We start from the raw sequence: 14,439 nt of genomic DNA, 5'->3' as shown, positions 1-14,439 counted from the left end.
TTGTAATGACCGACATGGAATATCAGGACCTGGCCGACGCCTTGCTGCGCAGCGTGGAGCGCGGTTGCGATCACATCAACGACGAAAGCGACACCGACCTGGACAACCAGCGCGTGGGTGGCATGGTGACGCTGACATTTGCCAACCGCAGCCAGATCATCATCAACCTGCAGAAGCCTTTGCATGAGGTCTGGCTGGCCGCCCGCTCCGGCGGCTTCCACTACAAGTGGGACGGCAGCCATTGGATGGACACCAAGGGCAACGGCGAGTTTTTTGCCCATCTGTCCCGCTGCGCGAGCGAGCAGGCGGGCCAGGCACTGGTGTTCAGTTCCTGAACAGATCCAGGATGCTGCGGCGGTCCTCGCTCTCGCCGGCGGGGCGGGTACCGCCAGCTTCGCCTTCCTGACCGTTGCCGGCAGCCGATTCGCCGGACGCTGCGCCAGGCCAGGGATCGTTGAGGCCGAGGCCCCGCACACCGTGGCCAGGGCCGTATTCCTCGAAGTACCACTCATTGCCGACGTGGATCACGCCCGGCGGCGCCTGGATTTCTGCCACGGGAACGCCTTTGAGCGCTTCGGACATGTAGGAAATCCAGATCGGCAGACTCAAGCCACCACCGGTTTCGCGGCTGCCCAGATTGCGCGGCGTGTCGTAGCCGACCCAGGCGGCGCCAACGATGGTGGGCTGAAAACCCACGAACCAGGCGTCCATGGAATCGTTGGTGGTGCCCGTCTTCCCGTAGAGGTCCGGACGCTTGAGGGTGGCCTGGGCACGGGCAGCCGTGCCGGAGCGGGTGATTTCCTGCAACAGGGTGCTCATCACGAAGGCGTTGCGTGCGTCAATGGCCCGTTGCGCTTCGGACGGCGCCGCCGCCGGAGCTTCATACAACACGCGGCCCTTGTGCTCGACCACCTTCGTCACCAGCGATGGCGTCACGCGGTAGCCGCCGTTGGCGAACACCGAGTAGCCGGCGATCATCTGCATCGGGGTGACGGTGCCGGCGCCCAGCGCCATCGTCAGGTAGGGGGGGTGCTTCTCGGCCTCGAAGCCGAAGCGGGTCACCCAATCCTGGGCGCTTCGGGTACCGACGAGCTGGAGCACGCGGATGGACACCATGTTCTTGGACCTGGCCAGCGCGCGCCGGATGGTCATCGGGCCCTCGAACTGCCCGTCGTAGTTCTTGGGCTCCCAGGGCTTGCCGCCGGTTTCCGTGGCAGAGAAAAACAGCGGTGCATCGTTGACCACCGTGGCGGGCGTCACGCCCTTTTCCAGAGCAGCCGAGTAGATGAAGGGCTTGAAGCTTGATCCGGGCTGGCGCCAGGCCTGTGTCACGTGGTTGAACTTGTTCTTCTGGAAGTCGAAACCGCCGACCAGCGACCGGATGGCGCCGTTGCGCGGGTCCATGGCCACAAACGCCGATTCCACTTCGGGCAACTGGCTGATGCGCCAGCCGCCTTGGGTCGACTTGACGACGCGAATGATGGCTCCGCGGCGGATCTTGATGCTGGGGCTGGCCTTTTCGCTGAGCCCAGACGTGGCCGGCCGCAGGCCTTCACCGGTGATTTCAAACGCATCACCGTCCTGGCGGATGGCGACCACCTTGCCCGGGTTGGCTTCCAGGACCACCGCAGACATCAGGTCGTCGTTGTCCGGGTGCTCATTGAGCGCATCGTCAATGGCTTCGTCGCGGGCAGCCTTGTCGGCGGGCAGGGTGATGAACTGCTCAGGCCCCCGGTATTGCTGGCGGCGTTCGTAATCCAGGATGCCCTGGCGCACGGCCCGGTACGCGGCCTCCTGTTCGTTCCCCTGCAGGCTGGTCGTCACCACCAGGCCGCGCGTGTAGGCCTCGTCGCCGTATTGGGACACCATCGACTGACGCACCATTTCAGCGACGTACTCCGCATGGACCTTGGGCTGGGTGTGGTTCGGGCGCAGCTTGAGTTCTTCGCTCTTTGCCTGCAGCGCCTGCTCCTGGGTGATGAACCCGTTGTCGAGCATGCGGTCAATGATGTAGAGCTGACGGATCCGGGCGCGCTTGGGATTGGTCACCGGGTTGTAGGCAGAGGGAGCCTTCGGCAGTCCGGCCAGCATGGCAGCTTCGGCCACCGTCACGTCCTTGAGTTCCTTGCCGAAATACGTCTGGGCAGCGGTGGAAAAGCCGTACGCGCGCTGACCCAGGAAGATCTGGTTCATATAGATCTCGAGGATCTGCTCCTTCGTCAGCAGGTGTTCCAGCTTGAAGGTCAGCAGCACTTCATAGATCTTGCGGGTGTAGCTCTTTTCAGCCGACAGGTAGACGTTGCGGGCCACCTGCATCGTGATCGTCGATGCGCCTTGGCTCTTGGCCTGGCCAAGGTTGGCCAGAGCGGCGCGCATCATGCCCCGGTAGTCGACGCCGCTGTGTTCAAAGAAGCGGGAGTCTTCGATCGCCAGAACCGCGTTCTTCATGACATCCGGAATTTCCTTGAACGTCAACAGGTTGCGCCGTTCTTCCCCGAATTCACCAATCAGTTGGCCGTCGGCGGTGAGCACGCGCAGGGGCAGCTTGGGGCGGTAGTCAGCCAGATCGGCGACGTCCGGCAAGTTGGGGTAAGCCACGGCGAGCGCCAGACCGATGCCCATCAGCAGGGCAAGTCCTCCTGCGATCAGTAGACCGGCAGTCGTCGCGATGGCTTTGCCAATCCAGCGCACCAGCGACGATGCAGTTCCGCCGGAGGGGCGAGAGGGGCGTGCGGCGTCTTGGTCGTTGGCCATGCAATCGGTTCGGGCAGTGAAAGTGGTATCTGGAAACGCGAGCGGTGGCACGGGCGCCGAACCGCATCCTTCCTATTGTCGGGTGTCGCGCGCCGCTGGACGGTCAGGGCTGTGCGAGGAGCGGTCATCGCCAGAATTTGCGTATGCTTTTGACAACGTTTCTGTTTATGCCAAAGAAGTAAATTCTTTGCTGCACAAAGGGCTTGCTGCTAGCATTGAAGTGATTTCTTAAGTCCGGCGCCCTCTGGCGCCACCATTTCTGGGGGCCACCTTGATCTCATTGGGGTCGTTTTTCAGCCGGGATCCGGCGCCGCTGCTGGGCATTGACGTCAGCTCGTCGAGTGTCAAGCTGGTCGAGCTCAGCCGCAACCGGTCTGGCGAACTGGTGCTTGAGCGCTGCGCCATCGAGCCGCTGGAGCGCGGGTGGATCACCGATGGCAACATTGAAAAATTCGACGAGGTGGCCGAAGCCATCCGGCGGGTGGTCCGCAAGAGTGGCAGCAAAACCAAGAACGTTGCGTTGGCCCTGCCCGCTTCCGCTGTCATCACCAAGAAAATCGTTCTTCCCGGCGGTCTTACAGAGAAAGAGCTGGAGGCCCAAGTCGAGTCTGAGGCCAATCAATACATCCCGTTCTCGCTGGACGAGGTGAGCCTTGATTTCTGCGTCATCGGACCCAGCGCGAGTTCTGCCGGCGACGCAGAGGTGCTGATCGCTGCATCCCGCAAGGAAAAGGTGTCGGACCGCCAGGGACTGGCGGAGGCCGCCGGTCTCAAGCCAGTGATCATGGATGTTGAGCCCTATGCATCCCGGATGGCCGCCGGGCGCGTGATCGAGACACTGCCAAACCAAGGTGTGGACTCCTTGGTGGCGCTGTTCGAGGTTGGTGCGTTGACCACCAGCATGCAGGTCATGCGCAACGACGATGTTCTGTATGAGCGCGATCAGGCCTTTGGCGGTGCGCAGCTGACGCAGCTTATCGTCAGGCAATACGGCTTCTCCGCCGACGAGGCCGAGGCGAAAAAGCGCTCGGGGGACCTGCCCGATGACTACAAAACCTCTGTGCTGGATCCTTTCATTGAAAGCATGGCCCAGGAAATCGGCCGGGCGCTGCAATTCTTCTTCACGAGTACGCCGTTCAACAAGGTTGACCACATTCTGCTGGCCGGTGGCAGTGCGGCGCTTCCTGGCTTGACGGAGGCGGTAACCCACCAGACTTCGTTCGCCTGTATGGTGATCAATCCGTTCGACGGCATGGAGATGTCCTCCGCGGTACATGCACGCAAGATCGCGCGGGAAGCGCCTTCGTATCTCACCTCCACCGGCCTGGCCCTTCGGAGGTTCCACCAATGATCCTTATCAACCTTCTGCCGCACCGCGAAGCGACGCGGAAAAAGCAGAAAGACCAGTTCTTCACGCAATTGGCCCTGTCGGCGCTGTTGGGGGGGATCATTTGTGGCGCTGTCTACACTTGGTACCAGGGTCGCATTGCAGACCAGCAGGAGCGTAATGCCTTTCTCCAGAAGGAAGCCTCCCGCCTTGACGCCGAAATCAAGGACATCGCCTCGCTTCAATCCCAGATTGCGTCCCTTCGGGCTCGACAGACCGCGGTTGAGAACTTGCAGGCGGATCGCAACATGCCAGTCCATCTGCTGGAAGAGATCGTTGGGGAAATGCCGGATGGCATCTATCTGCGCAGCCTGAAGCAAGAGAACCAGAGCGTGCTGCTTACCGGCGTCGCCCAGTCTCAAGAGCGCGTTTCAGACTTGCTCCGCAGCCTGTCGACCAAAACCAAGTGGCTTGTGAAGCCCGAGTTGGTGGAAATCGTGGCAGCCAGCGCTGCAGTATCCAGCCGCGAACAGCGGAGGGTATCGAATTTCACCATTCGTGCCGGCCTGAATCGCCCGACCAGCGGGGCTGCGAAGTCAACTGACGCTACGGCGATACCGCCTGCCACGCCGACCGCTCCTGCTGCGGCTCCCGGGAAAATCTGAGGAGCCTTGGATCATGGCCACTTCACCGAAAATCAACTTCGACCTTAAGTCCGTACAGGACAAGCTCAAAACGCAGTTCACTGGGCTGGATCCAAACGATCCTTCCCAGTGGCCCGCAGTTCCCCGCAATTTGTTGTTCGTTGTCGTGTGCGTTGCAGTGATGGCAGCTCTATGGTTTGCCTGGCTCAAGTCGGTTGATGAAGAACTGGTCACAGAGCAGGCTCGTGAGCAGTCCCTGCGTGACGACTACCGCAAGAAACTGGTGCAAGCCGTCAACCTGGATGCTCTCAAGAAGCAGCTCGAGCAGGTGCAGCAGTACGTCAGCCAGCTGGAGAAGCAATTGCCGAGCAAGGCAGAGATGGATGCTCTTCTGTCAGACATCAACCAGGCTGGGCTCGGGCGCAGTCTCCAATTTGAACTTTTCCGCCCTGGTCAGGTGTCTGTGAAGGAATATTACGCAGAGCTCCCGATTACGGTGAAGGTCACGGGCGGTTATCACGACATTGGACTTTTTGCTGCGGATATTGCCAATCTTTCTCGCATTGTTACGCTGAATAATCTTTCCATTGCTCCCATTAAGGAGCGTGACGGATTCTTGACTCTCGAGTGCGTGGCAAAGACTTTCAGGTATCTCGACCAAGAAGAAATTGCTTCTCAGCAGAAAGCTACTACAGGCAAGCCGAAGGCGGGCGGCCCGGAAGCAGGAGCCGCAAAATGAAGAAGTCATTGGTTCTCTCGTTGCTTGCGCTGACTGCACTCGTTGGATGCTCCGGGTCAGAGCAGGAGGAGTTGAGTGCATGGATGCAGCAGGAAAGAAACTCCATCAAGCCCGACGTAAAACCCCTCCCCGAGCCGACAAAATTTGAGCCCTATTCATATGGTGGTGAGCGATTTGTCGAGCCCTTCAGTAGCGAGAAGCTGGCCAGCATTCTCAAGAGCGGGCAGTCTCTGCCAGCAGAAAAATCAGCATTGATCGAGCCAGAGCTCAATCGCCGCAAGCAGCCTCTGGAAGCATTCCCGCTGGACACCATGAGCATGGTGGGCAGTCTGAATAAGGGTGGAAAGCTTGTCGGGCTCGTCAAGGTGGATTCGTTGTTGTATCAGGTTGCGCCGGGTAACTACCTGGGGCAAAACTTCGGTCGAATCCTGAAGGTTGAGGAAAACCAAATCGTCCTGCGGGAAATTGTGCAGGATGCTGCGGGTGAGTGGATTGAACGACCTGCAGCATTGCAATTACAAGAGGAATCGACCAAATGATCAAAATGAATCGAATTGCGCTGCGTGACGGGCAGCTTGCTGCCTTTCGTGCGGTTTCGTTTTGTGTGGTTTCTGCGCTGTCGTGCTCAGCCGCATTGGCCCAAAACGCCATTCAAGCCTTGACTGGGAGTGTTCAGTCGGGTGTGGAGGTCGTCCGGATCGAGACTGCGGAACCGTTGACTGCGGTTCCTGCCGGCTTCACTATTCAGTCGCCTGCGCGCATTGCCTTGGACTTCCCGGGTGTGGTCAATGGCATCGGTCGCAATGCCATCGAAATCGGTCAAGGAAATCTGCGTTCAGCCAATGTGGTGCAAGCGGGTGACCGAACCAGGGTGGTCATTAACCTCAAAACGTCGTCTGCCTATCAGGCCAAGCTGGAAGGCAAGACCCTTCTGCTGGTGCTGGAAGCACCGCCCAGCCCGGCAGCAGCGACCGCACCAGTGGCGACCCTGGCTCAGCCGACCACTTTTGCTCCTGCAAGCAGCAATGCTGGGGTTTCCGTGCTGAAGGACATTGACTTCCGCCGCGGTACGGGCAACGCGGGTCGTGTCGTGGTGGAGCTGGCCAACAACCAGACTGGGGTTGATATCCGCCAGCAGGGCAAGGATTTGGTGGTCGACTTCCTCAAGACTTCGCTCCCAGAAGGTTTGCGCCGCAAGCTGGACGTCTCTGACTTCGGGACGCCGGTTCAATCGGTGGTGACCACCCAGATGGGTGATCGTGTTCGCATGCTGGTCACCCCGACGGGTCTTTGGGAGCACTCTGCCTATCAAAGCGACAACCAGTTTGTGCTCGAAATTCGTGAGCAGAAGGTGGATCCCGGGAAATTGACCCAGGGTCCTGGCTACAACGGTGAGAAGCTTTCCCTGAACTTCCAGAACATTGAAGTACGGTCCCTGCTGCAGGTCATCGCCGACTTCACGAACTTCAACGTGGTCACTTCCGACTCGGTGACTGGTGCTGTGACGCTGCGCCTCAAGGACGTTCCCTGGGATCAAGCCTTGGACATCATTCTTCAAGCCAAGGGCTTGGGAATGCGAAAGAGCGGAAACGTTCTATGGATCGCTCCCAAGGACGAAATCGCCGCCCGGGAGAAGCAGGAACTCGAATCCAAGGTTTCCGTGGAAAACCTGGAGTCCCTGCGAACTCAAGGTTTTCAGATGAACTATGCCAAGGCGAGTGACATCGCTGCGCAACTGACTGCAAGCGGTTCCAATTCAGGGGCTGGCGCTCAAGGTGCCAGTGCTCGTCTGCTTTCTGCCCGTGGCAGCGTCATGGCCGAACCTCGGACCAATCAACTGTTCGTGACGGACATCCCTTCCAAGTTGGAACAGGTGCAACAGTTGATCTCGAAGCTGGACATTCCAGTTCGACAAGTGTTGATTGAGGCACGCATTGTGGAAGCCAACGATACGTTTGGCCGGTCTCTGGGCGTGCGCTTGGGTGGCAGCGACCTCCGCGGCGTGCGTGGTGGGGAGGCAGGATATCCCGTTGCTGGCAACTCTCGTGTGGCGATTGGTGGCAGCTATAACGCCGTCTCCAGCAGCACTGTTGAATCAGAAAATACTATGGATACCGTCAACACCAGCTTTGTCAATCTGCCTTCGACGGGTGCAGGTGGCTTCTTGCCTGCAGCCTTTGCCGTATCTCTATTCAGCAAGGCCGCCAACCGTTTCCTAAACCTTGAAATCTCTGCGCTTGAAGCGGATGGTCGCGGGAAGATCGTGTCAAGTCCCCGGGTGGTCACTGCTGATCAGGTGAAGGCGTTGATTGAGCAGGGCACTGAATTTCCCTACCAGACAGCGACGTCCAGCGGTGCTACTGCTGTGGCTTTCCGCAAAGCCAACCTGAAGCTGGAAGTGACTCCGCAGATCACACCGGAAGGCAACATCATTCTCGATGTGGACATCAACAAGGACAGCCGTGGTGAAACCACTGCAGCCGGTATCGCCATCAACACCAAGCATGTTCAAACCCAAGTATTGGTCGAAAATGGTGGAACGGTGGTGATCGGCGGTATCTTCACCGAAGATGAGTCCGAAGACGTGGCGAAGGTGCCGCTGCTGGGTGATATTCCCATCGTTGGAAACCTGTTCAAGAACAAGAACAAGTCCTCACGCAAGCAGGAATTGTTGATTTTCATCACGCCGCGCTCCATCAATGATGGTAGCTTGGCTCGCCGCTGATTGATTGTCAAAGATATAGGAGTGATGGATGTCTAATGATATTGTGAATCGATTGATGGTCGGTGTGTGTTCGTCCTTGGTGTTGGCTTGCTTGGCGTCCTGTGGCGGTGGTGGTGACATTGCAGGTCAAAATGCCACTTATGGGGTGAGTCCGGGCACTGCTACCCTAACCTTGCAAGGAACTAGTGACTCAGACTGTACTGGTGGAGTCCTTGATTCTGGAGTTACCGTGACGATTGTCGGTGGCGTTGCTCCATATCGGATTCACAATTCGGATACGACAAGTGCATATGTGGATAAGACCGAAACCACAGGTAAAGACCCAACTTTTAATGTGAGAGCTACAGGTCAAGCTTGTGGTACGGTTGTGGTTACCGTTCTAGACTACCACTCCAATCTGGCGTCCTTCACATACAAGATTGAAGGTAAGAAGCCTGCGGAGGCTGCAACAACCCCATAATTTTGATGACAGAACTTTGGTTTGCATTGCTGCTCTGAATTTGAGGCAATGAAATTCATTGGGTAGTTAATTGTTGGGTGAAATTGCCGTATTCTGTTGCGTTGATAGGTTTGCCAGGCTCGGGAAAGTCGACCATAGGTCGTCACCTTGCCCGTCGTCTGCTGATTCCGTTTGTCGACTCAGATCACTTGATTGAGCAACGGTTGGGCTGCACGATCCGGGAGTTCTTTGAACGCGAAGGCGAGGAGCGCTTTCGTGATGTCGAACAGGCCGTCATCGATGAGTTGACACAGCAGCCCCAGTGTGTGCTTTCGACTGGCGGTGGTTCTGTCTTGCGCTCTGTGAACCGGGAGCACCTTCTTCAGCGTTGTCGGGTGGTGTACCTTCGCTCTTCCCCCGAAGAGGTGTTCAGGCGGTTGCGCCACGACCGCAACCGGCCGCTTTTGCAGGTGGCCGATCCGCTGCAGCGGCTCAAGGATCTCTATGCAGCGCGAGATGGGTTGTATCGGGAAGCGGCCCATTTCGTCATTGATACTGGTCGCCCATCGGTGGCCACGCTGGTCAACATGATCGTCATGCAGCTGGAGCTGGCGGACCCGCAACCCTCAGCACAGTGACTTCGGTCCGGACCGTCCGGACCCGTTCGACTCCGAAGGTCACCGAGGTTGCTGCCCTACACTTGGGGTATGCAAAGCACCGCTGAAGATATTGCCCTGCAACAGGTTTCCATCGCCTTGGGCGATCGAAGTTACTCGATCGACATCGGTACCGAACTTCTCGGGACAACCGCCTGTTTTTCTGGCTTGCCCAAGGCTTCGACGGCGATGGTCGTCACCAACCAGACGGTGGCGCCGCTCTACCTCGAACAGCTTCGCGCCGTACTCTCGCCGGTCTATCCAAGGGTGTTGCATGTCTCGCTTCCCGATGGCGAAGCGTTCAAGACCTGGGAATCTCTGAGCCTCATTTTCGACGCGCTGCTCTCCAACGAATGCGACCGGAAGACCGTCTTGTTTGCATTGGGTGGCGGTGTGGTGGGAGACATGACCGGTTTTGCAGCCGCTGCGTTCATGCGCGGTGTCCCGTTTGTTCAAGTACCGACCACCCTGCTGGCTCAGGTCGACTCCTCGGTGGGTGGCAAGACAGCGATCAATCATCCGCTGGGCAAAAACATGATTGGTGCGTTTTACCAGCCGCAACGCGTGGTGTGCGACCTGGCGACGCTCAACACCTTGCCCGAGCGCGAACTCAGTGCCGGCCTGGCAGAGGTGATCAAGTACGGGCCGATCGCCGACATGGCCTTCCTGGACTGGATCGAAGCCAACATGACGGCGCTGCGCTCCCGGGACACCAAAGCGCTCGCTCATGCTGTGCGACGCAGCTGTGAGATCAAGGCCGATGTGGTCGGGCAGGACGAGCGCGAATCGGGTTTGCGCGCCATCCTCAACTTCGGGCACACCTTCGCACACGCGATCGAGGCGGGCATGGGCTACGGGGCTTGGCTTCACGGTGAGGCAGTGGGCTGCGGCATGGTGATGGCTGCGCGACTTTCTGCCCGGGTTGGATTGGCTGACGAAGCCTTTGTGCAGCGTCTGCGAAACCTGGTCCTTGCCGCAGGGCTGCCGGTGACCGCGCCAGTGCTCGACGGCAAAGACAATGCCGCACGCTATCTGTCGCTGATGCGGCTGGACAAGAAATCCGATGCGGGAGAAATCCGCTTTGTGCTCGTGGATGGACACGGAACGGCGGTGGTGCAGGGCGCCCCAGACCGGTTGGTGGCTGAGGTGATTGCAGAAAGCTGCCGGGCGTGAACGAAGGGGCGGTTTCGCTGGCGAGCGATTCGCTTGCACCCCCGATGCGCAATTTCCCCGGCCTGGCGCCGTACGCCGCGCACCCATACGCCAGTCGTGGCCGGCGCTTTCCCGAACCTGAGGCGCCGACGCGCTCGGTGTTCCAGCGCGACCGCGACCGCATCATTCATTCCACCGCCTTTCGGCGACTGGTCTACAAGACCCAGGTGTTCCTCAACCATGAAGGCGACCTGTTCCGCACGCGCCTGACCCACTCGCTGGAGGTGGCCCAGCTGGGGCGCAGCATCGCTCGGACGCTCGGCCTCAATGAAGACCTGGTGGAAGCCATTGCACTGGCCCATGACCTGGGCCATACCCCGTTCGGTCACGCGGGCCAGGACGCACTGAACGCCTCGATGCGGGCTGCGCAACCGGACAAGGCGGTTGCCGGAGACGACTGGGGTTTCGAGCACAACCTGCAGAGCCTGCGGGTGGTGGACGAGCTGGAAGAGCGCTACCCCCTGTTCGACGGGCTGAACCTGACCTTCGAGACCCGGGAGGGGATTCTCAAACACTGCTCACGCAGCAACGCCGAGCGCCTGATCGGCACCGATCCGTCGGGCGTTGCGCGCCGGTTTGTGGAAGGGGGTTCGCCGTCGCTGGAGGCGCAACTGTGCAACCTCGCCGACGAGATTGCCTACAACGCCCATGACATCGACGACGGCGTACGTTCTGGGCTGCTCACAATCGACGGTATGAACGATGTGCCGCTGTTTGACCGCTACCGGCGCCAGGCGCTGGATGCCCATCCGACACTGAAAGGGCGGCGCCTGCTGTTCGAATCGATCCGGCTGATGCTCAGCGATCAGGTCTACGACGTCATCGACTGCACGCGGCAGCATCTGGAAACGTCAGGCGTGGCCAGCATCGACGAAGTGCGTGCCTTGCGCAAGCCGCTGGTGGGGTTTACGCCGGACATGGCAGCGCAGTCGCACGCACTCAAGCAGTTCCTGTTCCGCAACCTGTACCGCCACCCACAAGTCATGGAAACCACCGAGCGTGCCGCCCGCGTGGTGTCCGAACTGTTCACGCTCTACCTGGAGCGGCCTTCGGAGTGTCCGGCGATCGTTGCGCAATCCAGTGTGTCGCCCGCCCGCGCGGTGGCGGACTACATCGCGGGAATGACCGACCGCTTCGCCATCCGCGAACATCAGCGACTCAGCGGCCGCAACCTCTTTCCCTGAGAGGGAATCCATGAACGCCATGGAAAAGCCTCCAGCACGTGATCGCCATGGCGTTGGCGAAGCGCCGGTGGCTCCGCTCGTGGTCGGCATCGGGGTGAGCTGCGCGTTGCATGTGGGCAAACTGCCGGTGGCGATTCCGCTGCTGCAGGCGGAGCTATCACTGGATCTGGTCCAGGCCGGCTTCCTGCTTTCGCTGGTCCAGCTGGCAGGCATGTCGCTCGGACTGGTCGTTGGCCTGCTGGCCGACCGGCAGGGGCCGCGGCGGGTGATGCTCTGGGGCCTGTGTGTGCTGGCGCTGGGCAGCCTGATGGGCGCTGCATCGCCCGATGTCCGCATGCTGCTGTTGTCGCGGGTGGTGGAAGGGGCAGGCTTCCTGCTGGCGGTGCTGCCGGCACCTGGCCTGCTGCGCATGCACCTGACCTCGCCTGCGACCCTTTCGCGTGCGTTGGGGTGGTGGGGCACCTACATGCCGCTGGGCACTTCGCTGGCCCTGCTGCTGGGCGTTCCGCTCATGGCGGTCTCGGGATGGCGGGGTGCCTGGGTCCTGTTGTCGGTATTGAGTCTGGTGGCGGTCGTGGTGTTGTGGTTTCGGGTCCCCGCAGACCGGCCGCCGCCAACGGGGCACGTTGCAGCACTTTGGCCGCGCCTCTTGAAGACGCTTCGTGCACCCGGGCCCTGGCTGGTGGCGTTGGGGTTCTTCCTGTACTCGGGCCAGTGGCTGGCGGTGGTCGGGTTCCTGCCGACGATCTACCACGCTGCCGGGCTGGATGCGGGCACGGTGGCCGTGCTGAGTGCGATGGCTGCGGCCATCAACATGAGCGGCAACATCGTGGCGGGTCGCTGGCTCGCGCGGGGTGCACAACCTGCGGCCATGCTGGTGACCGGTTACGTGGCCATGGCGCTGGGTGCCTGGGTGGCATTTGGCGCGGAGGGTCATCCGGTCTGGCAGTACCTGGCGGTGCTGCTGTTTTCGGCGGTCGGCGGGCTGATTCCGGGCACGCTGTTCGGCGTGGCGGTGACCCTGGCGCCGGGCCAGGACACGGTCTCGACCACCGTGGGCTGGATGCAGCAGTTCTCTTCGCTGGGTCAGTTTGCCGGGCCACCCCTGGTGGCCTGGTGGGTGACGCGGATGGGCAGTTGGCAATCGACCTGGATGGTGACTGGTGCTTGCTCTGTGCTGGGACTGTTTGTGGCCGGGTGGCTGCACCGGGCATGGAGCCAGCGCGGATACACTGCCGCGAGCCGGGGCAACACCGGGGACCGACCATCTACAGGGGTGAAACGATGAGCTATCTACAGCAGCTCAAACGACAGGCGCAGTCTCTGCAGTCCCACCATGGGGAGCAGCTGCAAGGGGTGGAAGCCAACACGCAAGCCACCGAAGTGGCCTGCAGCCGGATCTGGAGCTACTTCTCAGAACTGGCGCGCCAGCTCAACGTGATCGAGCCGGCGTCGACCCAGATGGGTCTGGACAAGCGCAGCATGTGGCCCGGCATGAAGCAGGCCGGCTTCCGCTTCGACGCCCGCAAGAAGATGCTGCGCGACAAGGAAGTGTTCGACTACCTGGCCCTTGGCTGGCAGATCGTGCCCCGCACGGGCGATGTGCGTCGGGCGGCGGTGAGCGTCAACTTCCCGCCCGATCTGGAGCGCGTACAGTCCCGCCTGGCCGCCGGTCATGTGGTCCACGAACGGACCGAGCAGCGACACCCTGAATCCAACGCCCTGCTGGCGATCGTGTTCGAGTACGAACTGGCTGCCCGGGCCAACGTGATGGTGACCGCCGATCAGGACAATGCCCGGCTGCAGTTCCGCCTGGCCTGTGTCAACGGCATGGACATCGTGCAGCACGTGCTTCCGGCCGCACAGGTGGACCACGCCCTGCTGGACGAACTGGCACGACTGATCGTCGGCGAGCCCAGCCGCTTTCCCTGAAAGCGCCTCCAGGCGTCCGGTGTCCCCATAATCGGGGTCGGATGACTTGGAGATCTTCGTGGCCCGACTTGCTCGCCTGACCCTGCCCGGCCGGTTGCACCTGGTGACCCACCGGGGCAACAACCGCCAGCCGGTGTTCGTTGACGACGAGGACCGGCTGCGGCTGCTGGATTTGCTCGGGGAGCAGGCCGCTCGCCACCGGGTGACAGTGCACGGGTACGTCCTGCTCCCCAGCGCCATCTACTTGCTGCTCACGCCCGAGACCGAGAAAGGCGTGCCAGCCCTGATGCAGGCCATCGGCCGGACCTATGTGCGTCACTTCAACGCCCGCCACGGGCGCAGCGGCACGCTGTGGGAAGGACGCTACCGGTCGACATTGATCCAGCCCGAGCGACACCTGTTCGCCTGCATGAGCATGATGGACACCGAGCCGGTGCGCGAAGGTCTGTGCGCCGAGCCGCTCGCCTACGCCTGGTCCAGCCACCGGCACCACGTCGGCCAGGCCCACGACCGGCGTCTGACGCCGCACCCCTTGTACTGGACCTTGGGCAACACGCCCTTTGCCCGGGAAGCCGCCTACGCCGAATTGGTGCATCGCGGCCTGGATCTGCCGCAGTTGGGTGCCATCGGGGATGCTGTGTGGCACGGCTGGGCACTGGGTGACAGCCAGTTCGTCGAATCGCTGCAGCGTGACACCGCACGTCGTCTCGCACCGGCACGGCCGGGACGCCCGCCGAAGCAACTCTCCAACCCTTGAGGTTGAAAAAATCATTGTAAATCAACAACGTGTTCCTGATATTAATCTGTCCCTTATTTTCAAAGCATAA

13 protein-coding genes are annotated in these 14,439 nt (G+C 60.7%); 12 read left to right on the top strand and 1 reads right to left on the bottom strand.

Translation table 11 applies throughout. From position 1 onward, the window contains the following. Positions 1 to 5 precede the first annotated feature (5 nt). The gene (gene cyaY, locus ACLIJ1_RS12380) at positions 6 to 335 is read left to right on the top strand and encodes an iron donor protein CyaY (RefSeq protein WP_411365839.1); all 330 of its coding nucleotides are present in this window, start codon (positions 6 to 8) and stop codon (positions 333 to 335) included. On the opposite strand, the gene ACLIJ1_RS12375 is transcribed toward cyaY, so the two are convergent. Beyond that, positions 325 to 2,754: a penicillin-binding protein 1A gene (locus ACLIJ1_RS12375; RefSeq protein ID WP_411365838.1), complete on the bottom strand. Its 2,430-nt coding sequence runs from the start codon at positions 2,752 to 2,754 to the stop codon at positions 325 to 327. The genes cyaY and ACLIJ1_RS12375 overlap by 11 nt on opposite strands. A 271-nt stretch (positions 2,755 to 3,025) precedes the next feature. Between ACLIJ1_RS12375 and ACLIJ1_RS12370 the strand changes: the two genes are divergently transcribed. The 11 genes from ACLIJ1_RS12370 (at position 3,026) to ACLIJ1_RS12320 (ending at position 14,369) form a co-directional block, all read left to right on the top strand. Beyond that, positions 3,026 to 4,105 (top strand): pilus assembly protein PilM, encoded by a 1,080-nt coding sequence (locus ACLIJ1_RS12370; RefSeq protein WP_411365837.1) that lies wholly within the window; start codon positions 3,026 to 3,028, stop codon positions 4,103 to 4,105. Continuing rightward, positions 4,102 to 4,746 carry a PilN domain-containing protein gene (locus ACLIJ1_RS12365; RefSeq protein WP_411365836.1) on the top strand — a complete coding sequence of 215 codons (645 nt, stop codon included), beginning with the start codon at positions 4,102 to 4,104 and terminating at the stop codon, positions 4,744 to 4,746. The genes ACLIJ1_RS12370 and ACLIJ1_RS12365 overlap by 4 nt, the downstream gene beginning before the upstream one ends. 13 nt (positions 4,747 to 4,759) lie before the next feature. Beyond that, positions 4,760 to 5,464 (top strand): type 4a pilus biogenesis protein PilO, encoded by a 705-nt coding sequence (locus ACLIJ1_RS12360; protein WP_411365835.1) that lies wholly within the window; start codon positions 4,760 to 4,762, stop codon positions 5,462 to 5,464. Beyond that, positions 5,461 to 6,003, top strand: coding sequence for a pilus assembly protein PilP (locus tag ACLIJ1_RS12355; protein WP_411365834.1), 543 nt, complete (start codon positions 5,461 to 5,463; stop codon positions 6,001 to 6,003). The genes ACLIJ1_RS12360 and ACLIJ1_RS12355 overlap by 4 nt, the downstream gene beginning before the upstream one ends. Beyond that, positions 6,000 to 8,189 carry a type IV pilus secretin PilQ gene (gene pilQ, locus ACLIJ1_RS12350; RefSeq protein ID WP_411365833.1) on the top strand — a complete coding sequence of 730 codons (2,190 nt, stop codon included), beginning with the start codon at positions 6,000 to 6,002 and terminating at the stop codon, positions 8,187 to 8,189. The genes ACLIJ1_RS12355 and pilQ overlap by 4 nt, the downstream gene beginning before the upstream one ends. 537 nt (positions 8,190 to 8,726) lie before the next feature. Next, a complete protein-coding gene (locus ACLIJ1_RS12345; RefSeq protein ID WP_411365832.1) occupies positions 8,727 to 9,266 on the top strand; it encodes a shikimate kinase in 540 nt (179 codons plus the stop codon). A gap of 69 nt (positions 9,267 to 9,335) precedes the next feature. Then, on the top strand, positions 9,336 to 10,457 hold the full coding sequence (gene aroB, locus ACLIJ1_RS12340) for a 3-dehydroquinate synthase (protein WP_411365831.1): 1,122 nt from the start codon (positions 9,336 to 9,338) through the stop codon (positions 10,455 to 10,457). 44 nt (positions 10,458 to 10,501) lie between these two features. Next, on the top strand, positions 10,502 to 11,680 hold the full coding sequence (locus ACLIJ1_RS12335; protein ID WP_411365830.1) for a deoxyguanosinetriphosphate triphosphohydrolase: 1,179 nt from the start codon (positions 10,502 to 10,504) through the stop codon (positions 11,678 to 11,680). Positions 11,681 to 11,690: 10 nt separating this feature from the next. Continuing rightward, positions 11,691 to 12,968, top strand: coding sequence for a CynX/NimT family MFS transporter (locus ACLIJ1_RS12330; RefSeq protein WP_411365829.1), 1,278 nt, complete (start codon positions 11,691 to 11,693; stop codon positions 12,966 to 12,968). Further along, on the top strand, positions 12,965 to 13,612 hold the full coding sequence (locus tag ACLIJ1_RS12325; protein WP_411365828.1) for a hypothetical protein: 648 nt from the start codon (positions 12,965 to 12,967) through the stop codon (positions 13,610 to 13,612). Before ACLIJ1_RS12330 ends, ACLIJ1_RS12325 begins: the two co-directional genes overlap by 4 nt. Before the next feature lie 58 nt (positions 13,613 to 13,670). After that, a complete protein-coding gene (locus ACLIJ1_RS12320; RefSeq protein WP_411365827.1) occupies positions 13,671 to 14,369 on the top strand; it encodes a transposase in 699 nt (232 codons plus the stop codon). The last annotated feature ends 70 nt before the right edge of the window (positions 14,370 to 14,439 follow it).

The sequence above is a fragment of the Hydrogenophaga sp. RWCD_12 genome, assembly GCF_046604225.1.
Taxonomy (GTDB): Bacteria; Pseudomonadota; Gammaproteobacteria; order Burkholderiales; family Burkholderiaceae_C; genus Hydrogenophaga.
Note: the sequence above shows the minus strand (reverse complement) of the source record. Positions and strands in the feature narration are given on the sequence as shown.

Excerpts from the sequence above, each read along its gene's own strand:
- pilQ (WP_411365833.1), top strand. The coding sequence starts at position 6,000 with ATGATCAAAATGAATCGAATTGCGCTGCGTGACGGGCAGCTTGCTGCC.
- ACLIJ1_RS12355 (WP_411365834.1), top strand. The coding sequence starts at position 5,461 with ATGAAGAAGTCATTGGTTCTCTCGTTGCTTGCGCTGACTGCACTCGTT.
- ACLIJ1_RS12325 (WP_411365828.1), top strand. The coding sequence starts at position 12,965 with ATGAGCTATCTACAGCAGCTCAAACGACAGGCGCAGTCTCTGCAGTCC.
- cyaY (WP_411365839.1), top strand. The coding sequence starts at position 6 with ATGACCGACATGGAATATCAGGACCTGGCCGACGCCTTGCTGCGCAGC.
- aroB (WP_411365831.1), top strand. The coding sequence starts at position 9,336 with ATGCAAAGCACCGCTGAAGATATTGCCCTGCAACAGGTTTCCATCGCC.
- ACLIJ1_RS12365 (WP_411365836.1), top strand. The coding sequence starts at position 4,102 with ATGATCCTTATCAACCTTCTGCCGCACCGCGAAGCGACGCGGAAAAAG.
- ACLIJ1_RS12360 (WP_411365835.1), top strand. The coding sequence starts at position 4,760 with ATGGCCACTTCACCGAAAATCAACTTCGACCTTAAGTCCGTACAGGAC.
- ACLIJ1_RS12335 (WP_411365830.1), top strand. The coding sequence starts at position 10,502 with ATGCGCAATTTCCCCGGCCTGGCGCCGTACGCCGCGCACCCATACGCC.
- ACLIJ1_RS12330 (WP_411365829.1), top strand. The coding sequence starts at position 11,691 with ATGAACGCCATGGAAAAGCCTCCAGCACGTGATCGCCATGGCGTTGGC.
- ACLIJ1_RS12375 (WP_411365838.1), bottom strand. The coding sequence starts at position 2,754 with ATGGCCAACGACCAAGACGCCGCACGCCCCTCTCGCCCCTCCGGCGGA.